The organism is Spongiactinospora gelatinilytica, assembly GCF_003236385.1.
In the GTDB taxonomy this organism is placed as follows: Bacteria; Actinomycetota; Actinomycetes; order Streptosporangiales; family Streptosporangiaceae; genus Spongiactinospora; species Spongiactinospora gelatinilytica.
On the sequence record NZ_POUA01000007.1, the window covers coordinates 24,748 to 46,694 of the forward strand.

The window sequence follows — 21,947 nt, forward strand, 5'->3', positions numbered from 1 at the left end:
ACACCATCTCTTTTCCTGGCATCACCCAATTGCGCCACGTTTGCCCAGCAACGGCACTCCTGTTGGGTGCCGGGTAAATCGCAACTATGCAAGATCTATCACTTATGACCCAAATATGGTCTTTTATCCCCTCATATGCACCGCTCGCCGACCGTCCGGACGGCTCCCTGCGATAGCGTCGGGAACATGAACCTTGACGCATTTCTTGAGCTCCTGACGAGCCGCGGGCAGGCCGCCCTGGCCATGGCGGCGGAGCTGGTGTCAAGGGACGATCCGGTCGCGGCGGCCACCGCGCTGCGCCGCGACCACCCGGCGGACCTGGCCGCGGCGGCCCTCACCCAGGCGCGCCTGCGCGCACGCGCGCAGGCCAAGTTCGGGCCGGACGCCGAGCGCATGTACTTCACCCCGGACGGCCTGGAGCAGGCCACCCGCCCCGAGGTCGCCGCCCATCGCGCCCACCGGATCGTCGCGGGCGCGGCGCGCGTGTCGGTGGCGGACCTGTGCTGCGGCATCGGGGGCGACGCGATCGAGCTGGCCCGGGCCGGGCTCGGCGTGGCGGCGGTGGACCGCGACCCGCTCACCGCCGCCGTCGCGCGGGCCAACGTCGACGCGCTCGGCCTTTCGGCCCTCGTCCAGGTCGGTACGGCCGAGGCCGGGTCCGTCGATCCCCGCCGCCACGACGTCGTGTTCCTGGACCCGGCCCGGCGTACCTCGGCCAGGCGGGTTTTCGACCCGATGTCCTACTCCCCTCCCCTCCCCGACGCGCTGGCCATGGCGGCGGCGGCCCGCGGGGCGTGCCTGAAGGTGGCCCCGGGCCTGCCGTACACGTTCGTGCCGGACGGGGCGGAGGCCGAGTGGGTCTCCCACCGCGGCGAGGTCAAGGAGGCGGCCATCTGGCTCGGCGACCTCGCCGGGCCGGAGACGGCCCCCGAAGGCACGGAATGGCCGTTCCTGCGGAGGGCGACGATGCTCCCGTCCGGAATGACCCTGACGGCCGGGCCGGGCTCGTCCGAGCAGATTCCACAGATCGGACCGCCCGGCCGTTTCCTGTACGAACCGGACGGCGCCGCGATCCGCGCGCACCTGGTCGCCGACATCGCCGCCTCGGTCGGCGGGCGGCTGCTGGACCCGCGGATCGCGTACATCACCGGCGATGAGGACGTTGCCACGCCGTGGGCCGCGCGCTATGAGGTCGCCGAGGTGATGCCGTTCTCCCTCAAGCGGCTGCGGGCGGCGCTGCGCGAGCGGCAGGTCGGCACCGTGACGCTGAAGAAGCGCGGCTCGGCCGTGGACATCGAACGGCTGCGGCGGGATCTCCGGCTTTCCGGGGAGAATTCCCTCACCGTGGTACTTACCCGTATTGCCGAAAAGCCGTTCGCCCTTCTCTGCACCGCCGCCGCCCCGGCGAAACACGCTGCTTCCCTGACTTAGGGACGATTCCTCGACAATCACCAAGTTTTTGATTACCGGCATCCGATCCCGCCAGGACGGGCTACAGTTTTGGAGCCTCGGAGGGATCCGCCGCCGGCGACGCGGTGAGGTCGTCCACACCGGGCGGGCCCATGCGGCCCCCCGGGCTCCGAGCCTCGACCATCCCACCGCTGTGCGGCCGACCGTCGGCGAGCGAAGGAGCCATTCGGTGGACCACTCCGGCAACACCCTGTTGCAGGCAGGCAGTCAGACCGCCATCTCCGAGCGCATGCGCGAACTCCTCGCGCGCGCTGCCCAGGACCACGTCTACGAGCAGCGCACGCAGGGCGCGGTGCTCGACGAGATCCGGCAGCGGCTGGAGGGCATGGAGTGGCTGCTGCGCGAGGTACGCGAGCGTGAGCTGGGCGGCCTCAGCGGCAGCCTCGACGCCGTGTCCGGGCGCCTGGACGAGATCACCGCCCGGCCGCCCTCCTGGGCCGAGGGGCTGGCGCAGCACATCGAGGCCGTCCGCGACCACGTGGACGTGGTCGGTGTCCACATCGACGCGGTCGGTGAGCAGGTCAAGCCCCTCGCCGAACTGCCCAGCGTGTGGGCCGACATCGGCGCGGTGGGCGAGAACGTGGAGCAGGCCCTGTCCCGCCTCGCGGTGCTGCTGGAGGGCACCCAGGCGGTGTCCCAGCGGGTGAGCGACTTCGCCGCCCGCCTCGGTCAGTTGCAGAGCAGCATGGAGGCGGCGGCGGGCCGGTTCGGCCGGCTGGACAAGGCGGTGGCCGACCTCGCCCAGCGCGGGCAGGACGACACCACCGCCCTCACCGCGCGCGTCGAGACGGCCATCGAGCGGATCGGCGGCCTGATCGACGTCTCCGAGGCCCGGATGACCGAGCGGGTGGAGGGGCTGTCGGAACGCCTCGGCGCGGTACGGTCGGGCCTGGACGAACGTCTGGACGCGATGCAGTCCGGCCTCGGCGAGCGGATCGACGCGCTGGAGGGGCGGATCGGCGAGATCGTCGGCGGCGGTGCGGCGAGGGTCGGCGAGCGGATCGACGCGGCCGGTTCCAAGGTCGCGGAACACATCGACGAGGCCGAATCAAGGCTGGGCGAGCGCATCGACGCCGTCGGCCCGGCGGCCGGCGAACAGGCGGGCAGGCGCATCGAGTCGCTGGGCGAGCGGATCGGGCAGGCCGACGCCCGGGTCGCGGCGGCGGCCGAGGTACTGACCGGGCTCGACGGCAGGCTCACCGCGCTCGGCGGCCGCCTCGACGGGGTCGACACCCGGCTCACCGAGCTGGTCAGCGGGGCCGAGGAGGCCAAGGAGCAGATCGGGGCGGTGGACGACCACGTGGAGGCGGTCAACCAGCGCGTCGGCCAGCTCCCGGCCACGCTGGGCATCGGCGAACGCGTCGGCGAGAAGGTCGGCGAACTCCTCGACGCGCAGAGCGAGGACCACGCCAGGCGCTTCGACGCCCTGGCCAAGGCCGCCGCCGCGCTCACCGAGCTGATCGACGCGCACCCCGATCGCGACAAGCTCACCGAGGCGGTGAGCGAGGTCGTCCAGCCGGCCCACGCCGACCTCACCCGCCGGCTCAGCGCGCTTGAGGAGACCATGCTGGCCCTGGCCGAGGCGCTGCTGCGCCCGGCCAGGACCACCAAGGACTGACCGGAGGGACCGGCCGCTCAGACGTGGACGGTGGTGATCGGGAGCGACGAGTCGGCCGGGATGGTGAGGGCGGAGGGAGCGGCGCCGCCGCTCACCAGGTCGGCGCCGAGCGCGGCGACCATCGCGCCGTTGTCGGTGCAAAGGCCCGGACGCGGCACGCGCAGCCGGATGCCCGCGGCCTGGCAGCGTTCCCTGGCCAGCGCGCGCAGCCGCGAGTTGGCCGCCACGCCGCCGCCGATGAGCAGGTCGCGTACGTCGTACCGGCGGCAGGCGGCGATGGCCTTGCGGGTCAGCACATCGACGACCGCCTCCTGGAACGACGCCGCCACGTCGGGAACGTGGATCGACTCGCCGGCCGCCCGCCGGGCCTCCACCCAGCGCGCCACGGCCGTCTTCAGCCCGGAGAAGGAGAAGTCCAGCGTGCCGTCGTCGTACTTGCCGCGCGGGAAGGCGACGGCCGTGCCCGAGCCGTCGCGGGCCTCGCGGTCGATGTGCGGGCCGCCCGGGAACGGCAGCCCGAGCACCCTGGCGACCTTGTCGAACGCCTCGCCCGCCGCGTCGTCCACGGTCGAGCCGAGCGAGATCACATCGCGCGCCACGTCGGGGACGAGCAGCAGCGAGGAGTGCCCGCCCGACACCAGCAGGGCCACGCACGGCTTGGGCAGCGGCCCGTGTTCGAGCTGGTCCACCGCGACGTGCGCGGCCAGGTGGTTCACGCCGTACAGCGGGACGCCGAGCCCGAGGGAGTACGCCTTCGCCGCGGCCACCCCGACCAGAAGCGCCCCGGCGAGCCCGGGGCCGGCCGTCACCGCGATGGCGTCGATGTCGCCGAAGCCCACCCCGGCCTCGGCCAGGGCCCGCTCCACGGCGGGCGTCATGGCCTCCAGGTGGGCCCTGGAGGCCACCTCGGGCACCACCCCGCCGAACCTGGCGTGCTGCTCCACGCTGGAGGCGATGGTGTTGGCCAGCAGCGTGTGGCCCCGGACGATGCCCACGCCGGTCTCGTCGCAGGAGGTCTCGATGCCCAGCACGAGCGGTTGGTCAGCCATGCAGCTTCCTCATCATCGTGATCGCGTCGGTGCCGTCGTCGTAGTAGCCGCGGCGTACGCCCATCTCCGTGAAGCCGAACCGCTCGTAGACGCCTCGGGCCTGCGGGTTGTCGGCGCGTACCTCAAGGAAGACGGCGACGGTGCCGCGCCGTACCGCCTCGGCCAGCAGTTCGCGCAGCATGGCCCCGCCCACGCCGGTGCCCTGGTGCGCGGCCGTGACGGCGATGGTCTGTACGTCGGCCTGGTCGCCCGCGGCGGCGAGCCCGGCGTATCCCACGATTTCGCCGCCCATCAGCGCCACCACGTAGTGGCGGGTCCGCGGCTGGTCGGCCAGCTCGCCGCGGAGCATGCCCTCGCTCCACGCGTCGGCGGGGAACGTCGCACGCTCGATCTCAAGTACGGCGGGCAGGTCGTCCATGGTCATGGGGCGCAGCGCCACGGAGGGCTCGCCGGTCATGCCGTCACCCGCTTCGGCGCGCCGGGCTCCTGCGCGTCGGGACGGCGCAGGTAGATCGGCAGCGGCGGGTCCAGCTCCGCGCCCTCGGCGATGCGGGCCACGGTGATCGCCGCCAGCGCGCCCGCCCACGGGTGCTCGGGCGCGCTCTGCACCCGGTGAGGGCCGATGACCTCGGCGTACATCAGGCCGCCCGCCCCGATCACCGGCAGCTCGGCGGGCAGGTCGTGCGGCCTGTCCACGAACGGCCCGGCCTCGCGCGTGCCGTCGGCGGCGTAGCGGGCCCAGAAGACCTCCTTGCGCCGGGCGTCGGTGGCGGCGATGAAGGGCCGGGACATGTCCGCGGCGTGGGCCAGGGCGTCGAGCGTGCACACGCCGTACGCGGGGACCTGCGCGGCGGCGGCGAGCGCCTGGGCGGTCGCCAGGCCGACCCGCAGCCCCGTGTAGGGGCCGGGACCGGTGCCCGCGACGATGGCGGTCAGCTCGCGCGGCGTCGCACCGGCCTCGCGCAGCACCGCCTGCACGGCGGGAACCAGCAGCTCACCGTGTCGCCGGGCATCGATGGTGGTGGACTCCGCGAGCACCCGGGCACCGTCGTATATCGCAGCGGTGACCGCGGGGGTCGCCGTGTCAAAGGCCAGGACCAGCACGAACGTCTAGCCTATCGGCTCTCTACCGTGCCCACGCCCGCCGACGCGTGCCGGCGACCGGGCGGGTGGGTCAGTCGGGCCAGCCGGTGCGGGCGCGCAGCCAGTCGAGCGCCACGATGCCCTGGGCGCGCTGGAAGGCCCGCACGGTGGGCAGACCGGGCGGATCGGGCCGGCGGCTCATCCTCAGCATGAACTCGGCGAGCGCCGCCACCACCGCGGTCACCGCGCCGGGGTCGGCGGCGCGGCCGAGCGGGTGTCCCGCAAGGACCTCCTGCGGCGGCGGCCCGCCCTGCATCCGCACGCTCGGCAACATCTGCACCAGGTCGAACCACGCCGCCCCCCGGCTCGCCCACGCCCAGTCCACGATGACCACCCGGTCAGCGGTGAGCAGCACGTTGTCGGCGCGGATGTCGGCGTGTACCAGCGTCTCGCCCGCCACCCCCAGCGGCCAGTCCGCCTCGATGGCGGCCAGCGTGTCGAGGTGGCGCACCGCCCATGGGTGCAGGCCGGTGACGTCTTCGCCGCCGGCCAGCCTGCGCCAGCCGACGAAGGCCCGCGCCAGGCGGTCCGCCAGGGCGGGAAGGGCCGGTGGGGCCGGCACCCGCGCCAGCTCGCCCAGCGCGCCGAGCACCCGGGCCAGTTCGTCGGGCCGCCAGGGCATGGTGGGCTGCCGTCCATCCACGTCGTCGAAGACGAGCGCCACCCAGCCGTCGGTGTCGAAGGCGGCGCGCAGCGGCGGCGCGGGAGCCGTGGCGGGCAGCGCGGCGGAGATCTCAGCCTCTTCGAGGTACATCCCCCGGGAGTGGGGGTTGACATCGGACCCGACCGCTTTGACGAACGCCCGCCGCCCGTCGGCGAGCCGCAGCCGGGCCGCCGCGGCGGGCGAGAACCCCCCGATCTGCGTGACGGCCTCGACGACGCGCCCGCCCAGGTGCGCCTCCACGGCCGCGCGCACGGCCGGGGGCACCTCGTGCCAGGGCAGCCGGACACCGGCCGCCAGGGGGGCGGCGATCTCGTCCTGGGGGCTCATCCACACATGCTTTCGCATCGGGCCGACGTCCGGCGAGCTGTTCTTCCCACGCGGATCATGCCCGTTCGGCCAGCGAGGCGTACACGATGACGTTGTCGCGGTACTCGCGTTCGGCCCAGTCGAACGAGCCGCCGCAGGTGACCAGGCGCAGGCCGTCCTCCACGTAGACCCGGCGGGCGGGGAAGCGGTTCTTGTCCACCTGTTCCACCGATTCGACCCGGTACTTCGCCACCTTGCCGTCGCTGCGCTCGACCCGGATCTCCTGGCCCTTGCGAAGCTGCTTGAGCCGGTAGAACACGGCGGGCGCGGTCTTGGTGTCCACGTGGCCGATTATGACCGACGCGCCCTTGTCCCCGGGGACCGCGCTGTGCCGGAACCATCCCGCCGTGTCCGGTTTCTCATAGGGGGGCAGTTCGACCTCGCCGTCGCCGGACATGCCGAGCTTCATCAGCGGCGCCTCCAGTTTCAGCGCCGGGATGTCGATCGTCCGGGGCACCACGGCGGCCTGGGCCGGCCGTTCCTCCTGCCCGCCGCGGTTGATCGCGACCAGTACCGCGCCGGTCACCACGCCCGCCAGGACGATGCGGCCCCACCGTGTTTCCGCCATGCCAGGTGCTTTTGCTGCTCGCCGGGTCGCCTACGAGCGGCGACGTCGTACGACGGCCACGCCGACGCCGCCCGCCAGCGCCCCGCCGAGGAGCAGCGCGGTCAGGCCGGGCGACAGGCCCTCGTCGTTCTGGGCGGCCCCGGCCGCGGTGCCGCCACCGCCCGCCTTCGGGGCCTTGGTGGGCACCACGGTGGGCTCGTCCTTGTCGGCGGTGACCCGCAGTCGTCCTCTGCCGGTGTCGTTGGTGCCCTCGCACTTGACGTCGACGTTGTAGCGGCCGGGGTCGGCGCCGCTACGCACCTGGGCCTCGCCGCGGACCCACGGTACGGGAGCGGGCTGGCCCTCGGCGGTCGCGGTGGGCGTGGGCGGCGGCACGGGGTCGAGGGTGACGGCACGGACGAACGCGTCGGAGGTGGCGCTGCCGCTGTGCTCGGGGCCGCCGTTCGGCACGGGGCAGTTGGCCAGGATCCACACGCTGGACTCTTGGCCCTCGATCACGCTGTCGGGGTTGAGCCGGACCGTGATGTTCTGGCGGCCGGGGCCGCTCGGCGTCGGAGTGGCGCCCGAGTCGGTCGGCGTCGGCGCGGGCGTGGGCGCACCGGTACCGGCCTCCGCGCTGCACCCCACCACACCGATCATCGCGAGGGCCCCCACGGCCGTGACACGCCTGATTCTCGACACCGCTGCCACCGCGTGCTCCACTTCGCCGTCGACTGTTGATCGCCCAATGGACCTGATACCCCGAAATATCAGCCCAACCCGCCCCGGGCGATCTTCAAGACCGATGATCTATATCAACCGGGACTGACGTCAAGCGTGCCAAAAACCCGCCCCACATGGTGGGAGAAAACGTAAGAGCTACCTAGCGGATACGCCCACCGCCCCCATGAAACGACAAACCACCCACCCAATGAGACCGCCCCACACACCGCCCGACCGAACACCGGCCCCTCGACGGGCGGATGAAGTAGCGGGGTGCCGTCGCCAGGCCGTCGGACGCCTCGGATTCGGGCGGAGCCGGGACTCCGTCCGGCCACCATGGACCAGCGACAGGGAGACCACGGAGAAGGACCACGCCGATTCGGACAGGGCCGGGGGTCCAGCGGACACCGCCGCCGTAGAGGCGGACCACACGGATGCAGACGGGCCGAAGCCTCAGCCGACGGTCACAGCGCAGCCATGACACAGAACCCCGGATTCGGGGCGGAGCCGGGGACCTCAGCCGATCACCGCAGGCCAGGGAACACCGACGCCATGGCCCTGACAGCCCGAATTCGGACAGAGCCTGGGTCCGGCCGGCCGCAACGGGCCGGCCGGTGGAGAGACTTCAGGCGGTCAGCGTGGACCAGCGGGGGCCGATGCCGTGCAGGTGGACGATGCGGGTCTCGTCGCCGCCGCCCTCTTCTGGGCGTTCGATGGAGACCTCCAGGCGATCGTCGGTGAGCCCTTCGACCAGGCCCTCGCCCCACTCGACGACCGTCACCGACTCCTCCAGAGAGGCGTCGAGGTCGAGGTCGTCGACCTCCAGCCGGCCGCCGAGGCGGTAGGCGTCGGCGTGTACCAGGGGCGGTCCGTCGCACAGCGACGGGTGTACGCGTGCGATCACGAACGTCGGCGAGGTGATCGGCCCGCGTACCTTCAGGCCGTCGGCCAGCCCCTGGACCAGGGTCGTCTTCCCCGCCCCGAGCGGCCCGGACAGCACCACGAGATCACCGGCCGACAACAGCTCGGCCAGCTCCGCTCCCAGCGCCCGCATGTCGTCGGCGGTCGCCGCGACCCGGCGCTCCTCCATCGCGGTCATCCTTCCCCTGCGGCCTGCTTCAGCAGGTCGCGCAGCGCGTCGTTGACCACGCCCGGGCGCTCCAGTTGCACCAGGTGCGAGGTGTCCGGCACCTGGGTGAACCGGGCGTGCGGGAGCGCCGCCGCGATGGCGCCCGCGTGCTCGGGCGGGGTCAGCCAGTCCTTCTCGCCCACCAGGATCGCGGTGGGCACGTCGCCGAGCACGCCGAGCGCGCTCAGCTTGTCGTGCGACATCAGCGCCGGATAGAACTCGGCGATGACCTCCGTCGGCGTGAACCTGATCATCGATTCCACGAAGTCGACGACGGTCGGGCTCGCGTTCGCCGAATCGCCGAAACCGAAGAGCCGCAATCCCAAGAATGCCACGTCGCTGCCCGCCTGCCGGCCACGGTCGACCCACGCCCCGCGGCGGCCGATCGCCGACACGGCGGTCGGTGCGACCTTGTGCACCGCCTTGGACACCAGCGCGGGCAACCCCAGCGTCAGCTCCGCGAGCTTGCCCGCCGAGGTGGAGATCAGCGCCACGCCGCGCACCCGGTCGCGGAACAGGTCCGGACGGCGGTCGGCCAGCGCCATGATGGTCATGCCGCCCATGGAGTGACCGACCAGCACGCAGGGGCCTGGTACCAGGGCCTCGATCACCTCGGCGAGGTCTTCACCGAGACGGTCGATCGTGGAGTCCTCGGCGGGGCTGCGTTGCGAGCGCCCGTGGCAGCGCTGGTCCCACAGCACCACGCGGTGGGTGCCGCCCAGGTCGCGCCGCTGGTAGTGCCAGGAGTCGAGGTTGAGCGTGTACCCATGGCAAAGGACCACGGTGAGCGGTGCGTCCTCCACGCCGTCGACCTCACAGTGCAGGGTGACGCCGTCGGAGGTGACCACGGTCGCGGGACGGCCGCGCAGTTCGCCGAACGGCTCGCCGGCCTCCGGGTCGGGGCGCAACCGGATGCGGCCCACGGCATAGCGCTTGGCCAGCGCCACCGCCGCCACCCCGGCGGACGCGACACCGACGACCGCGCCTACGATACCGGCCCTCCGCCGCCTACTCATCCGGGCCTCCTCGCGGTGTCCGAGTCCCCAGCGTGGGAGAACACCGGGTATACGACATCCCGGGCATTCTGCCCTGACCATCCACGAAACCCAACGGCACCCCCGCCCCAACCCCTCGTACGCCCATTATTTCCCGCCCGACCAGTACTCCGTCCCATTACTTTCACCCCAGGACCAGGGAACGACGCACACGGGTCACCAGCCCGAGCCGCCGTCGTCGCCGCGGTCGTGTCCGGAGGGAGTAGGTGAGGGGCAAGCGGGTGCCGCGAGGGCGCGTCGGCGCTCTGGACTGAGGAGGGAAGGAGCGAGAAACGAGCGGATGAGCACCGAGGAAAGCGCGCAGACCATCAGCACCCGAGCCGCGACGCACCAGCGTCGCCATAGGCAGGCGGGGAGGAGGGCCGCGACCTTGAAGGCGCCCTGCCAAGTGCTGCGCGGGCCGTAACCACGCACGGCCCGGGCGCGGTCGTGTCCGCAGCGACGAGAGAGGGAGTGAGGAACGAACGACTGAGCGAGGAGAGAAGGACGCGACCTTCAAGAGCGCCCGGGCCCGCGCGAGCGAAGCGAGTGCAATCTATACGTAGATGCGGGGGACTCGGGTGCCTACTCCGGTGACGATTTCGTAGGAGATGGTGCCGAGGCGGTCGGCCCATTCCTGGGCTGTGGGCTCGCCGTGCTCGCCCGGCCCGAAAATGATCACTTCGTCGCCCAGGGACAGGGCGTCGTCGCCTACGTCGATCATGAACTGGTCCATGCAGACCCGCCCCGCCACCGTGCGCCGCCGTCCCCCCGCGAACACGTCGCACCGGTTGGTCGCCCGGCGCTGGATGCCGTCGGCGTAGCCGAGGGGGATCATGGCAAGGGTGGTCTCCCGGTCGGTGACGTACTCGTGCCCGTAGGAGACCCCCGACCCCGGCGGCACGCGCTTGACCAGGGACACGGTCGATACCAGTGTCATCGCCGGCCGGAGTTCGCAGTCGCCGAGTTCGGGGACGGACGGCAGGCCGTAGATGGCACTGCCCAGCCGTACCATGTCGAACCGGGCGCGCGAGAGGGTGAGCGTCGCCGCGGAGTTGGACAGGTGCCTGATCACGTGCGACCCGGCCACGCCCGCCTTCTCGGCCATGGCCATGGCCTCGTCGAACCTGTGCGTCTGCGCGCCGATGGACGGGTGCCCGGGGGTGTCCGCGCAGGCCAGGTGTGACCAGATGCCGGTGACCTCGACCAGGCCCTCCGCCTGCGCCGCCGCCGCGCGGTCGAGGAGTTTCTCCCACTCGGTCGCGGTCGCCCCGCCCCGCGAGGTGCCGGTGTCGATCTTGAGGTGGATCCGCGCCGTACGGCTCCGGCGGCGAGCCGCCTCCATCAGGTCGTCCAGCAGCCAGAGGGCGCCCACGGACACCTCGATGTCCTCGGCGATGGCCTCTTCCAGCCGATCTCCCGGCGTGATGATCCAGGCCAGGATCGGCGCGCCGATGCCGGCCTGCCGCAGGGTCAGTGCCTCACCGATGAAAGCGGTGCCCAGCCGACCGGCCCCCGCGGTGAGAGCCGCGTGCGCGCATGGCACCAGCCCGTGCCCGTAGGCGTCGGCCTTCACCACCGCCATCAGCTCCGCGCCTGCGGCGCGCTCGCGCATGACCTCGACGTTGTGCCTGATGGCCGCGAGGTCCACGCGCGCTACTGTCGGGAAATCCATCTTACAAGAATGACAGGTGAGGGACTCTGCTCAGCGATAGGACTCTCACTCCCCAGGGAACGCATCAGGTCAAGGACCGCGCCACCTGCGGCAACGCGTCGGCCACGTCGGACGCGGCCAGCGGAGCACCGTCGGCGGCCACCCGTGCCGCCGCGCCGTGCAGGTAGGCCGCGCATGAGGCGGCATCGTAACAGTCCAGTCCGGCGGCCAGCAGCGTACCGAGGATGCCGGAAAGCACGTCGCCGGTGCCCGCGGAGGCCAGCCACGGGGTGCCGGTGAGGTTGATCCTGGGCGGTCTGCCGGGCTCGGCGACGATCGTGGTCGAGCCCTTGAGCAGCACGGTCACCCCGAGCGTCCGCGCGGCCTCGCGGGCGTGGTGCAGGCGGGCGGCCTCGATGTCCTGCCTGGGTACGCCGGTCAGCCGGGACAGTTCGCCCGCGTGCGGGGTGATCACCGTGGGCGCGTCCCTGCGCAGCAGGGACGGCTCGGCGGCGGCGAGGGTCAGCGCGTCGGCGTCCAGCGCCACGGGCAGGTCGCCCGCCAGCACGGATTCGGCCACCGCGAGCGCGTCGTCGTCGGTACCTAGGCCCGGCCCCAGCACCCACGCCTGCACGCGGCCCACCCGATCGACACCCTCGCCGGGCGCCAGCGTGGTGATCACCGCCTCCGGCCAGCGGTCCCTGACCGCGGAGGCCGGTTCGTCCTGCCCGGCGTAGCGGACCATCCCCGCGCCGGACCTGATCGCGCCCGCCACCGTCATGACCGCGGCCCCGGTGAACCTGCTGCCGCCCGCGACGATCCCGACGACTCCTCTGCGGTATTTGTCGGACTCCCGCCCGGGCCTGGGCAGCAGCCCGGCCACGTCGAGATCGGTCAGCGCAACCACGTCGGCGTCGGGAAGGTAGGGCCCGAGCCCGATGTCCACGAGTTCCACGACCCCTGACTGCCCAGCGCCGGGGTCGATGAACAGACCGGTTTTGCACGCGCCGAACGTCACCGTGAGGTCGGCGCGCACGGCGGCGCCGTCCACCTGCCCGTTGCTCGCGTCCACGCCGCTCGGCACGTCCACCGCGACGACGATCCCGGGCGTGTCGTTCACGATCTCGGCCAGCGCCGCGTACGGCTCGCGCAGCGGGCCCGTCCCGCCGATGCCGACCAGCCCGTCGATGATCAGGTCGGCCCGGCCGGCCGCCCGGCGTACCGCCTCGGACTCGGAACCGCCGAGCACCCTGCCGCCCGCCGCGCGCAGGGCGGCCAGCCCGCCCTGGTGGGTGCGCGAGCCGGCGAGCAGGGCGTCCACCCGCGCGCCGCGCCCGGCCAGGGTCGCCGCCGCGTAGAGGGCGTCGCCGCCGTTGTCGCCGCTGCCCACGAGGACGAGCACCCGCGAGCCGTACACACGGGGCAGCAGGCCCGCGCAGGCGGCGGCGAGGCCGGCGGCGGCCCGGCGCATCAGCGCGCCCTCGGGCAGGCGGGCCATCAGCGCCCGCTCGGCGGTGCGAATCTGGTCACTGGTGTACGCGATGCGCATGCTGCCGAAGTTATCTCAGCCTTCGGCGATCACATACGCGATGGCGACACCTCCGTCGTGGGTCAGCGACAGATGCCAGCGCCGCACGCCCATCGCCTCGGCGGTCTCGGCCACCCGGCCGGACACCCGCAGCAGCGGCCTGCCGTGCTCGCCGGTGTGCACCTCGGCGTCGAGGTGACGCAGGCCGGGCGGCGCGCCGAGGGCCTTGGCCACCGCCTCCTTGGCCGCGAACCTGGCGGCCAGCGAGTGTACGGCCAGCCCCCGCTCCGCCTCGGTGAACAGGCGTGCGGCCAGCGCGGGGGTACGTTCCAAGGTGGCGGCGAAGCGCGTGACGTCGACCACGTCCACGCCGATTCCCACGATCACCGGCCCAGCCTAGACCGCGGGCCACCGAGTGGCCGCCGTCTCGCGCTGAGTAGGCTTCCGTCATGGTCACCGAGGCAACCGCGGTCGAGACGTCCGCGTACGTCGAGCTGGGCCGTGAGCAGTGGCGGGATCTGCGCAAGAACACCCCGCTCACGCTCACCGAGGCCGAACTCGAAGACCTGCGCGGCGTGGACGACCCCATCGACCTGGCCGAGGTCACCGACATCTACCTGCCGCTCACCCGGCTGCTCAACCTCCACTTCACCGGCGCGCGCAAGCGGGGGGCCGCGGTCAGCGCGTTCCTCGGTGAGAAGGACGCGCCGCCCCCGTACATCCTGGGCATCGCCGGCAGCGTGGCCGTGGGCAAGTCGACCACCGCCAGGCTGCTGCACACGCTGCTGGCCCGCTGGCCCGAGCACTCCAGCGTCGAGCTGATCACCACCGACAGCTTCCTGTATCCCAACGCGGTCCTGGAAGAGCGCGGGACCATGCACCGCAAGGGCTTTCCGGAAAGCTACGACCGGCGGGCGCTGGTCCGGTTCGTGTCGGCGGTGAAGGCGGGCGCGGCCGAGGTCACCGCCCCCGTCTACAGCCATCTGGAGTACGACATCGTGCCGGGCGCGACGCAGAGCGTGCGGCGGCCGGACATCCTCGTCGTCGAGGGGCTCAACGTACTCCAGCCGGCCCCGCCGACCGCGCTGGCCGTGTGCGACTTCTTCGACTTCTCGATCTATGTGGACGCCCAGGTGGAAGACGTCCGGGAGTGGTACGTGGACCGGTTCCACAAACTGCGCCGCACCGCGTTCGCCGACCCGAAGTCCTATTTCCGGCACCTGGCCGACCTGTCGGAGACCGAGGCGACGGCGTTCGCGCGCGACGTGTGGCGCGAGGTCAACGAGCGCAACCTGGTCGAGAACATCGCCCCGACCAGGGCCAGGGCGGCGCTCGTGCTGCACAAGGGCCGCGACCACGCCGTGCAGCGCGTACTGCTGCGCCGCACGTAAAACCCGTTCCGGGCCCGCCGCCGAGCGCTCTCACTAGGGTGGGCCACGTGCTGCACATGCGCGTCATAAGTCCCGCCACGCACACGGCCGCGGCCGTCGAGTATCTGACCGACGCCCCCGGCGTGGTCGACCTGGTCGTACTTCCGGGCGTGGCCACCCGCCCGCAGGGCGACGTACTGCTGTTCGACGTGGCCCGCGAGGTCGCCAACGACGTGCTCGGCCGGCTGAAGGAGATGCGCCTGCACGAGGTGGGCTCGATCAGCGCCGACAGCGCGGGCCTGATCCTCTCCGAGGTCGCCGACCGGGCCGAGGCCGAGGCCCCCGGCGACCCCGACGACGCCGTGGTGTGGGAGGAACTCAGCCAGCGGGTCGCCGACGACAGCCGGATGACCTGGGCCTATTTCGCGTTCTTCGCCATCGCCACGCAGATCGCGGCCATCGCGGTGGTGGTCGACTCGCCGATCGTGCTGGTCGGCGCGATGGTGCTGGGGCCGGAGTTCGGGCCGATATCGGCGATGTGCTTCGGCCTGCTACGCCGCGACGGCGCCCTGATCGGCCGGGCGGCCAGGAGCGTGGCGGCCGGGTTCCTGGTGGGCATCGCGGTGACGTTCGTGTGCGCGCTGGTCTCGCTAGTGATCGGCTGGATCGGCCCCACGACGCTGGACTCCCACGCCGAGGTCGAGTTCATCGTCAACCCCGACCGCTGGTCGTTCATCGTGGCGCTGCTGGCCGGCGCGGCGGGCGTACTGTCCATCACGGCCGCCAAGTCGACCGCGCTGATCGGGGTCTTCATCTCGGTCACCACCGTGCCCGCGGCCGGCTACGCCGCCCTGGCCCTGGCGCTCGGCCGCTGGGGCGACCTCGGCTCCTCGGTCGCCCAGGTCGCGATCAACGTGCTCGGCATGACCATCTCGGGCACGGCGACGCTGTACTCGCAGCGGCTGCTGTGGTCGCGCCTCCGCGGCCCCTATCCCGGTCAGCTACGGAAGACGCTGCAGCACACGACCCTGACCCGGGGCTAAGGGTCAGATCCTACATTCGGACGAGGGCACAGCCGGATATGCGGCGATAGAGTCCGCCACATGACGATCCTCGCGACCGAAGGGTTGACCAAACGCTTCCCCCGGGTGACCGCGCTCGACACGCTCAGCGTCACGGTCACGCCGGGGGTCACAGGTCTAGTGGGGGCCAACGGCGCGGGCAAGTCGACGCTCATCAAGATCTTGCTGGGCCTTCTCGAACCGACCGCCGGCACGGCCCAGGTGCTCGGCCTCGACGTGGCCACCAAGGGCGCCGAGATCCGGCGTTCGGTCGGTTACATGCCCGAGCACGACTGCCTGCCTCCCGATCTGTCGGCCACCGAATTCGTGGTCCACATGGCTCAGATGTCCGGGCTGCCGCGTACGGCGGCCCGCGAACGCGCCGCCGACACGCTGCGCCACGTCGGCCTGTACGAAGAGCGTTACCGCCCGGTGGGCGGCTACTCCACCGGCATGAAGCAACGGGTCAAGCTCGCCCAGGCGCTGGTCCACGACCCGCGCGTGGTGTTCCTCGACGAGCCGACCAACGGCCTGGACCCACAGGGCCGTGACGACATGCTCCGGCTGATCCGGCGGATCGGCGCGGAGTTCGGGATCAGCGTGCTGGTCACCTCGCACCTGCTGGGCGAGCTTGAGCGCGTCTGCGACCACCTGATCGTGATCGACGGCGGGAAGCTGCTGCGCTCATCGGCGATCGGCGAGTTCACCGGCGTGACCCAGACCGTGACGGTCGAGGTCGAGGAGGACTCGCGGCCGCTCGCCGCCCGGCTCGGCGAGCTGGGCGAGACCGTCAGCGCCGCGGGCCGCCTGCTCATGGTCAAGGTACGCGGCCCGGAGACCTACGACGCCGTACGCGACGCCGTGTGCGACCTGGACATGTCGCTGATCCGGCTGGAGCAGGGCCGCAGGCGGATCGAGGACGTCTTCCGCGGCTCGGCCGCGGAGATCGACGAGACCGGCCAGGCAGGCCGGACCCACGAGACGACTTCCGCCGCAGCCTCCGGGGGCGTGACAGTATGACGGCCATATCGACCCCCGAGCCCGCGGGCGTCATCCACGACATCGGCTACCGGCACTACGACGGCGCGCGGCTGGGCCGCGGCCACGCCAGGGTCGCGCTGACCCGGCACAGCCTGCGCGGGGCCTTCGGCCTGGGCCGCTCGTTCCGCGCGAAGGTCATGCCGTTCGTGCTGCTGGTCATCATGCTGCTGCCGGCCATCGTGTCCATCGCGGGGATGGCGCTGGCCCAGCAGCGCGGGCCGGTGATCGACTACCCCAACTTCGCCGCGACCATGTCGGTCGTGCTGGCCATCTTCCTGGCCACCCAGTCGCCCGTACTGGTCGCCCCCGACCTGCGCTTCCGCGTCCTGCCGCTGTACTTCTCCCGGCCGGTGACGGTCGGCGACTACGTCGTGGCCAAGGTCACCGCGATGTCGCTGGCGCTGCTGATCCTGCAGTGGCTGCCGCTGACCGTGACGTTCGTCGGCGAGTTGCTGGTCAACCCGCCCGGCGACCCCGGTACCGGCCGCTACCTGGCGAGCATGGTCCTCTCGGTCGTCTACTCGCTGATGCTGGCCTGCCTGGGCCTCGCCATCGCCTCGCTCACCCCGCGCCGCGGGCTCGGCGTGGCCGCGGTCATCGCGTTCTACCTGTTCACCACCGCGGTCTCCCAGGTGCTCACGGAGATCCTGGGCTCGATGAGCCAGGACGACTCGGCCGGCTGGGCGCTGCTGATCAACCCGTTCTACCTGGTGGACGCCGTACAGGTGTGGCTGACCGGGGCCTCGGCCGCGATGGGCAACTCCTACCCCGGCGGAGCCTCCGGGCCGGTCGCGGCCCTCGGCATCGTCGCGCTGACCGCGCTGGGCGGCGCCGTACTGATCCTGCGCTACCGGAAGGCGGCATCCGCGTGACCACCACCGCAACGGAGGGCGTGACCGCGCCACCCGCCACCACCGCACCCGCCCGCATCGAGCTTCGCCAGGTGTCGCGCTGGTACGGCAACGTCGTCGCGGTCAACGACGTCACGATGACGATCGGCCCCGGCGTCACCGGCCTGCTCGGCCCGAACGGCGCGGGCAAGTCCACGCTGCTGCACATGATGGCCGGGTTCCTGGCCCCCTCCAACGGCAGCGTGACCCTGGACGACCGGCCCATCTGGCGCAACCACGACGTGTACCGCTCGATCGGCCTGGTCCCCGAGCGGGAGGCCGTGTACGGGTTCCTCACCGGCTGGCAGTTCGTGCTGTCCAGCGCCAAGCTGCACCGCCTGCCCGATGCTGCGGAGGCGGCGCGCCGCGCCCTGACCACGGTCGAGATGCTGGACGCCGCCGAGCGCCGGATCGAGACCTACTCCAAGGGCATGCGCCAGCGGGTCAAGGTCGCCGCGGCGATGGTCCACGATCCGCGCGTACTGCTGCTGGACGAGCCGTTCAACGGCATGGACCCGCGCCAGCGCCTGCACCTGATGGACCTGGTCAGGCAGATGGGCGCGGCGGGCAAGACCATCCTGTTCAGCTCGCACATCCTGGAGGAGGTCGAGCGGGTCGCCCAGCAGATCGAGGTCCTGGTCGCCGGCCGGCACGCCGCCTCCGGCGACTTCCGCGAGATCCGCCGCAGGATGACCGACCGGCCGCACCTGTTCACCATCCGCTCCAGCGACGACCGCGCCCTCGCCGCGGCCCTCATCGCCGACCCCTCCTCCGGCGCCGTCTCCCTCACCGAGAACGGCCTACAGGCCCAGGCGGTCGATTTCGCCCGTTTCACACGCCTCCTCCCCCGCGTCGCCAAGAGCGCCGGCATCCACGTCTGGCAGGTCGCCCCCGCCGACGAGGACCTGGAGAGCGTGTTCTCCTACCTCATCACCAGGAGCGCCACATGAACGCGCCCACCGGCCACCCGCGCCCCCGCCACCCGAACGGAGTGAGGCCATGAGTACGGTCGCGGGGATCAGTTACCGGATGGTCATCGGGCGGCGGCGGATCTGGCTGATGGTCCTGCTGCCCGCCGGGCTCATCGCGCTGGCCGTACTGCTTCGCATGCTGGGCAGCGCCGACGAGCGGTCCGCGCTGATGCTCATGCAGATCTTCGGCGTGGGCACCATGCTGCCGCTGCTCGGCCTGATCGCCGGCACCGGCGTGATCGCGCCCGAGATCGACGACGGCACCATCGTCCACCTGTTGTCCAAGCCGATCTCCCGCCCGGCGATCGCGATCACCAAGTTCGGGGTGGCCGCCTCGCTGCTGGCGCTGTTCGGCGCGCTGCCCGCCTTCGCCGCCGCCTACCTGCTGGTCGGCATGGAAGCGGGGATCGCCTTCGGGTTCGCGGTCGGCGCGTTCGCCGGTGGCCTCGCCTACGCCGCGCTGTTCCTGTTGCTCGGCGTGATCACCAAGCACGCGGTGGCGATCGGCATCGCGTACGCGCTGATCTGGGAGTCCGTCGTCGGCGTATTCGTCCCCGGGGCCCGCAACTTCTCCATCCAGCAGTGGGCCCAGTCGGTCGCCTTCCAGTTCAACACCTCGGGCTTCTTCACCAAGCCCAGCGTCGGCATCGGCTTCGCCCTCATCGCCATCGCCGTCGTCACCGTCGGCGCGGTCCTCTGGGCCGGCCAGCGCCTGCGGTCCTTCACCCTCGCCGGCGAGGAGTGACATCCGCGCGTGTGCGCCCCGTACGGTAGGGCGGGGCGCACACGCGCGACACGGCCCGACCGAACGCGGCGGTGATGAGTTCTGCGCTCCGGCGCGGTCTCGCCCTCACCGGTGCCATGCAGACGGTGGCGGCATTGACCGCCTGCGCCGGCGAGCAGGCCCCTGCCGCGTAGGGCGTCTCGTCCCTGCGGAAAGGCGGGGTGGAGATCCGTTTCCTGGAGACCTATCCGAATCTTACGGCGACGCCGCTCAACCCTGATCAGGGAATAGCCGCCAGCGCAAAAGGTCAGAACATCCCGTGCGGAATTCGGGCGGGTTCCCGAGTTCCTTGTTGTTCGCGGCTTTACCTTCACTGGTCTCGGTCATGGGCCCGACCGTTCCAGAATTCGTGCGGCCGTGTCGATTACCCACGAGGTAATCGAGCGGATCGGCACTGCGGGCGATAATGTCCCCATGATGGGAGATCGGCCGGCCGGTGAGCTGCTGCGCGAATGGCGGCACCGCAGGGGGCTCAGCCAGCTCAACCTGGCGATCCAGGCCGGGGTGTCCACCCGGCACATCAGCTTCGTGGAGACCGGCCGCACGGTCCCCAGCAGCGCGATGGTCCTGCGGCTGGCCGAGCACCTGGACGTCCCGCTGCGGGAGCGCAACCGCCTGCTGGTGGCCGCCGGGCACGCGCCCCGTCGTCCGCAAGCGGCCACTGCAAGATCCCCATCTGGAGCCGGCCAGGGACGCCATGCGGCAGGTCGTCCGCGGCCACGAGCCCTATCCCGCGGTCGCCATGGGCCGCCGCTGGAACATGCTGTTCGCCAACTCGGCGATCGACGTCTTCCTGGAGGGGGTCGATCCGGCGCTGCTGCGGCCGCGGGTCAACATGATGCGGGTGGGCCTGCATCCCAGCGGCTACGCGCCCCGGCTGCTCAATCTCGCCCAGGTCCGCGCGTTCCTGCTCCCCCGCCTGGCCCGCCAGGCCGCCAGGACCGGCGACCCGGAGCTCACCGCCCTGTACGAGGATGTGCGGTCCTACGGGCCGGACGACGATCCGCCGCCACTCGACCCCGCCGACATCGCGCTCCCCATCCGCATCCGCCACCAGGGCACCGAACTCACCTTCATCAGCACCGTCACCACCTTCGGCACCGCGTTCGACATCACCCTGGACGACATCGCCGTGGAGGCGTTCTTTCCCGGCGACGCGACCACGATCCACCACTTCGGCCGGGTGCCCGGCCGAAGAGCCGGCGAGCTGACGAACTGACGAACTGACGGCCAAGGAATTGCCGAAATCGGCTTCGGGTATCGGTCCGGCCCAGGAGGCGACAAGGTAGACTGCTTGTACCGAGGACTTCTCGTGCGTTGGCATTCAGGTCGGCGTCGCCCGCGGCGATAGATACATCAGCGGGCCCCGCAAGGCCCGGTCAGGCCAGGCAAACCATGATGCCGACACCTCTGTCGCGGCGCAGGCCGCTGACCGTGATCGCCCGCGCGACTCCCACGATCGATTCCGCCGTCCGGCTCAGCCTCAATCCGGCACGCGGCCGGCGGGCAGGCGTCGACGGGGCGTGGTGGCCCCGCTCGTGCGACGCCGACGCCGAACTGCCCGCCCTCATCGCCGCCGTAGATCAGCGACTGGACCACACCACCGTCAGCGTCCGTGTGCATCCCGACGCATGGGACCACATCCCGCGTCTCATCCCGGCCCGAGGGCGTCACATCCAGGTCGGCCCGCTCGTTCGCGATGACCCACGGGTGGTCCGCCTGACATCGGCGGACGGCGAGTCGATCACCCTGCTGGTCGTCGAGCCGGACAACGCGGCACGTCCCGCCGCGGATGAGCACCGGACCGGCCGACCGACCGTGCCGAACTGCCCGGTACCGCTCACCGGCCCTGCAGAGCGATCCTGACGTCGCCTGCGCGACCGGCCCGACTCCTGTCAACCGCACGGCGGCGGACACCCCGGCGGCTTTCTCACACTTCTCCGATCGGAGAAACCCATGACGGTAATCGACAGTATTCCGCTCAGCGCGGCGAGGGCATCGATGCCCACCACCGTTCGTCTGTACGGCGAGATCGACATCTTCACCAGCGCGGCGCTTCGCCGGCGACTGCTGGAGGAGCTGAAGCGGAGCACGAGCCTGCTGGTCCTCGACCTGTCCGCGATGACATTCTGCGACGCCAGCGGGCTGGCCGTCCTGGTCGGCATCCAGCACCGAGCCAGCGCGCAGGGCATCACACTGGTGCTGACCGCACCGCGCCCGTACATGTCCCGGCTCCTGTACATCACCGGCCTGGACCGCAGGCTGCCGGTGGTGGCGTGGTAATCAAAGCGGGCCCTGGAGTCGGCCATATTCGCGCGTAAAGCGTGGAATCCTCTGATAACGGTGTCGGGTCTTGTTCGGCGCCCGTGGAGGCGCTTCCGTGATCTCAAATGGTCATTCCGGCCTATGGCCACGGAAAACCAGGTGATCGACAATCTGGGCGTCCAGGTAATGGACGTGCGCTGGCGATTGGAGATCACATGCGTAAAGCCGGCCCATTATTCGCCTCCCCCGCCGCGTCCGCGCCCTCGTCCTGGACAGCGTCGTGGACCACAGCATCGATGAGGGCCGCGCGTTCCGCGACACGGCCGCATTCGCCCAGGACGCCTTCGACGCCTTCGTGAAGTGGTGCGCGGGCGAGACCCGGTGCGCGCTGCACGGCAAGGACGTGCGGGCGATCTGGACGCGGCTGATGGACCGGGCCGAACGCGGCGAGCTGGGCACGTACACCAGGCGGAGCGTGGCCCGCATCATCTCCAGCGGTTCGTACGCGCCCGCGTGGTGGTCGGTCGCCGACCAGATCGCCCGCCTCGACGCGAGCGCAGGCACGGCCAAAGGCGCAGGCGCAGGCGCAGGCGGATGGCATCCACCTTGCCTGGCAGCTCGACCGCGCGGACTTCGACAC

General features: G+C 71.7%; 22 protein-coding genes and 1 pseudogene. 12 read left to right on the forward strand and 11 right to left on the reverse strand.

Annotated features, from left to right (window positions below):
• The first annotated feature begins 186 nt into the window (after positions 1 to 186).
• Positions 187 to 1,431, forward strand: a complete 1,245-nt coding sequence (locus C1I98_RS01705; RefSeq protein WP_111165270.1) for a class I SAM-dependent methyltransferase — start codon at positions 187 to 189, stop codon at positions 1,429 to 1,431.
• A gap of 208 nt (positions 1,432 to 1,639) precedes the next feature.
• On the forward strand, positions 1,640 to 3,088 hold the full coding sequence (locus C1I98_RS01710; protein WP_111165271.1) for an apolipoprotein A1/A4/E domain-containing protein: 1,449 nt from the start codon (positions 1,640 to 1,642) through the stop codon (positions 3,086 to 3,088).
• 17 nt (positions 3,089 to 3,105) lie between these two features.
• Here C1I98_RS01710 and tsaD read toward each other — a convergent pair whose 3' ends face one another.
• From tsaD to C1I98_RS01765, 11 genes are all read right to left on the reverse strand, one after another.
• On the reverse strand, positions 3,106 to 4,137 hold the full coding sequence (tsaD, locus tag C1I98_RS01715; RefSeq protein WP_111165272.1) for a tRNA (adenosine(37)-N6)-threonylcarbamoyltransferase complex transferase subunit TsaD: 1,032 nt from the start codon (positions 4,135 to 4,137) through the stop codon (positions 3,106 to 3,108).
• Positions 4,130 to 4,594 (reverse strand): ribosomal protein S18-alanine N-acetyltransferase, encoded by a 465-nt coding sequence (gene rimI / locus C1I98_RS01720; RefSeq protein WP_199536654.1) that lies wholly within the window; start codon positions 4,592 to 4,594, stop codon positions 4,130 to 4,132. Before rimI ends, tsaD begins: the two co-directional genes overlap by 8 nt.
• A complete protein-coding gene (tsaB, locus tag C1I98_RS01725) occupies positions 4,591 to 5,241 on the reverse strand; it encodes a tRNA (adenosine(37)-N6)-threonylcarbamoyltransferase complex dimerization subunit type 1 TsaB (protein ID WP_111165273.1) in 651 nt (216 codons plus the stop codon). Before tsaB ends, rimI begins: the two co-directional genes overlap by 4 nt.
• 70 nt (positions 5,242 to 5,311) lie before the next feature.
• Entirely contained in the window at positions 5,312 to 6,271 is a 960-nt protein-coding gene (locus C1I98_RS01730) for a phosphotransferase (protein WP_111165300.1), read from the reverse strand.
• A 55-nt stretch (positions 6,272 to 6,326) separates the two neighbouring features.
• A complete protein-coding gene (locus C1I98_RS01735) occupies positions 6,327 to 6,878 on the reverse strand; it encodes a class F sortase (protein WP_111165274.1) in 552 nt (183 codons plus the stop codon).
• A gap of 30 nt (positions 6,879 to 6,908) precedes the next feature.
• Positions 6,909 to 7,559, reverse strand: a complete 651-nt coding sequence (locus C1I98_RS01740) for a hypothetical protein (RefSeq protein WP_146607242.1) — start codon at positions 7,557 to 7,559, stop codon at positions 6,909 to 6,911.
• A 646-nt stretch (positions 7,560 to 8,205) separates the two neighbouring features.
• Positions 8,206 to 8,670 carry a tRNA (adenosine(37)-N6)-threonylcarbamoyltransferase complex ATPase subunit type 1 TsaE gene (gene tsaE, locus C1I98_RS01745; protein WP_111165276.1) on the reverse strand — a complete coding sequence of 155 codons (465 nt, stop codon included), beginning with the start codon at positions 8,668 to 8,670 and terminating at the stop codon, positions 8,206 to 8,208.
• Positions 8,671 to 8,675: 5 nt separating this feature from the next.
• Entirely contained in the window at positions 8,676 to 9,725 is a 1,050-nt protein-coding gene (locus C1I98_RS01750) for an alpha/beta fold hydrolase (protein WP_111165277.1), read from the reverse strand.
• A gap of 574 nt (positions 9,726 to 10,299) precedes the next feature.
• A complete protein-coding gene (gene alr, locus C1I98_RS01755) occupies positions 10,300 to 11,418 on the reverse strand; it encodes an alanine racemase (protein ID WP_111165278.1) in 1,119 nt (372 codons plus the stop codon).
• A gap of 64 nt (positions 11,419 to 11,482) precedes the next feature.
• Complete coding sequence (locus tag C1I98_RS01760; RefSeq protein WP_111165279.1) at positions 11,483 to 12,946, reverse strand: NAD(P)H-hydrate dehydratase; 1,464 nt, start codon at positions 12,944 to 12,946, stop codon at positions 11,483 to 11,485.
• 15 nt (positions 12,947 to 12,961) lie between these two features.
• Positions 12,962 to 13,312: a holo-ACP synthase gene (locus tag C1I98_RS01765; protein ID WP_111165280.1), complete on the reverse strand. Its 351-nt coding sequence runs from the start codon at positions 13,310 to 13,312 to the stop codon at positions 12,962 to 12,964.
• A 62-nt stretch (positions 13,313 to 13,374) separates the two neighbouring features.
• Here C1I98_RS01765 and coaA point away from each other — a divergent pair, with 62 nt between their 5' ends.
• The 10 genes and pseudogenes from coaA to C1I98_RS01810 all read left to right on the forward strand — a co-directional run bounded on the left by coaA (position 13,375) and on the right by C1I98_RS01810 (position 21,325).
• Complete coding sequence (gene coaA, locus C1I98_RS01770; protein ID WP_111165281.1) at positions 13,375 to 14,316, forward strand: type I pantothenate kinase; 942 nt, start codon at positions 13,375 to 13,377, stop codon at positions 14,314 to 14,316.
• Between the two features lie 56 nt (positions 14,317 to 14,372).
• Positions 14,373 to 15,338 (forward strand): DUF389 domain-containing protein, encoded by a 966-nt coding sequence (locus tag C1I98_RS01775; protein ID WP_233506998.1) that lies wholly within the window; start codon positions 14,373 to 14,375, stop codon positions 15,336 to 15,338.
• A 60-nt stretch (positions 15,339 to 15,398) separates the two neighbouring features.
• Positions 15,399 to 16,376 carry an ABC transporter ATP-binding protein gene (locus tag C1I98_RS01780; RefSeq protein ID WP_111165283.1) on the forward strand — a complete coding sequence of 326 codons (978 nt, stop codon included), beginning with the start codon at positions 15,399 to 15,401 and terminating at the stop codon, positions 16,374 to 16,376.
• Positions 16,373 to 17,269: an ABC transporter permease gene (locus C1I98_RS01785; RefSeq protein ID WP_111165284.1), complete on the forward strand. Its 897-nt coding sequence runs from the start codon at positions 16,373 to 16,375 to the stop codon at positions 17,267 to 17,269. The genes C1I98_RS01780 and C1I98_RS01785 overlap by 4 nt, the downstream gene beginning before the upstream one ends.
• Entirely contained in the window at positions 17,266 to 18,237 is a 972-nt protein-coding gene (locus C1I98_RS01790; protein ID WP_233506993.1) for an ABC transporter ATP-binding protein, read from the forward strand. Before C1I98_RS01785 ends, C1I98_RS01790 begins: the two co-directional genes overlap by 4 nt.
• A gap of 49 nt (positions 18,238 to 18,286) precedes the next feature.
• Positions 18,287 to 19,003, forward strand: coding sequence for an ABC transporter permease (locus C1I98_RS01795; RefSeq protein ID WP_111165285.1), 717 nt, complete (start codon positions 18,287 to 18,289; stop codon positions 19,001 to 19,003).
• 456 nt (positions 19,004 to 19,459) lie between these two features.
• Positions 19,460 to 19,600: pseudogene (locus C1I98_RS43480) on the forward strand (helix-turn-helix transcriptional regulator); the annotation flags it as partial.
• 139 nt (positions 19,601 to 19,739) lie between these two features.
• A complete protein-coding gene (locus tag C1I98_RS43485; RefSeq protein WP_233506995.1) occupies positions 19,740 to 20,261 on the forward strand; it encodes an MmyB family transcriptional regulator in 522 nt (173 codons plus the stop codon).
• Positions 20,262 to 20,437: 176 nt separating this feature from the next.
• Positions 20,438 to 20,908 carry a DUF5994 family protein gene (locus tag C1I98_RS01805; protein ID WP_146607243.1) on the forward strand — a complete coding sequence of 157 codons (471 nt, stop codon included), beginning with the start codon at positions 20,438 to 20,440 and terminating at the stop codon, positions 20,906 to 20,908.
• Positions 20,909 to 20,998: 90 nt separating this feature from the next.
• A complete protein-coding gene (locus tag C1I98_RS01810; RefSeq protein ID WP_111165287.1) occupies positions 20,999 to 21,325 on the forward strand; it encodes an STAS domain-containing protein in 327 nt (108 codons plus the stop codon).
• The last annotated feature ends 622 nt before the right edge of the window (positions 21,326 to 21,947 follow it).

Excerpts from the sequence above, each read along its gene's own strand:
- C1I98_RS01705 (WP_111165270.1), top strand. The coding sequence starts at position 187 with ATGAACCTTGACGCATTTCTTGAGCTCCTGACGAGCCGCGGGCAGGCC.
- tsaD (WP_111165272.1), bottom strand. The coding sequence starts at position 4,137 with ATGGCTGACCAACCGCTCGTGCTGGGCATCGAGACCTCCTGCGACGAG.
- rimI (WP_199536654.1), bottom strand. The coding sequence starts at position 4,594 with ATGACCGGCGAGCCCTCCGTGGCGCTGCGCCCCATGACCATGGACGAC.
- C1I98_RS01730 (WP_111165300.1), bottom strand. The coding sequence starts at position 6,271 with ATGAGCCCCCAGGACGAGATCGCCGCCCCCCTGGCGGCCGGTGTCCGG.
- C1I98_RS01735 (WP_111165274.1), bottom strand. The coding sequence starts at position 6,878 with ATGGCGGAAACACGGTGGGGCCGCATCGTCCTGGCGGGCGTGGTGACC.
- tsaE (WP_111165276.1), bottom strand. The coding sequence starts at position 8,670 with ATGGAGGAGCGCCGGGTCGCGGCGACCGCCGACGACATGCGGGCGCTG.
- C1I98_RS01750 (WP_111165277.1), bottom strand. The coding sequence starts at position 9,725 with ATGAGTAGGCGGCGGAGGGCCGGTATCGTAGGCGCGGTCGTCGGTGTC.
- alr (WP_111165278.1), bottom strand. The coding sequence starts at position 11,418 with ATGGATTTCCCGACAGTAGCGCGCGTGGACCTCGCGGCCATCAGGCAC.
- C1I98_RS01760 (WP_111165279.1), bottom strand. The coding sequence starts at position 12,946 with ATGCGCATCGCGTACACCAGTGACCAGATTCGCACCGCCGAGCGGGCG.
- coaA (WP_111165281.1), top strand. The coding sequence starts at position 13,375 with ATGGTCACCGAGGCAACCGCGGTCGAGACGTCCGCGTACGTCGAGCTG.
- C1I98_RS01775 (WP_233506998.1), top strand. The coding sequence starts at position 14,373 with ATGCGCGTCATAAGTCCCGCCACGCACACGGCCGCGGCCGTCGAGTAT.
- C1I98_RS01780 (WP_111165283.1), top strand. The coding sequence starts at position 15,399 with ATGACGATCCTCGCGACCGAAGGGTTGACCAAACGCTTCCCCCGGGTG.
- C1I98_RS01785 (WP_111165284.1), top strand. The coding sequence starts at position 16,373 with ATGACGGCCATATCGACCCCCGAGCCCGCGGGCGTCATCCACGACATC.
- C1I98_RS01795 (WP_111165285.1), top strand. The coding sequence starts at position 18,287 with ATGAGTACGGTCGCGGGGATCAGTTACCGGATGGTCATCGGGCGGCGG.
- C1I98_RS43485 (WP_233506995.1), top strand. The coding sequence starts at position 19,740 with ATGCGGCAGGTCGTCCGCGGCCACGAGCCCTATCCCGCGGTCGCCATG.
- C1I98_RS01805 (WP_146607243.1), top strand. The coding sequence starts at position 20,438 with ATGATGCCGACACCTCTGTCGCGGCGCAGGCCGCTGACCGTGATCGCC.
- C1I98_RS01810 (WP_111165287.1), top strand. The coding sequence starts at position 20,999 with ATGACGGTAATCGACAGTATTCCGCTCAGCGCGGCGAGGGCATCGATG.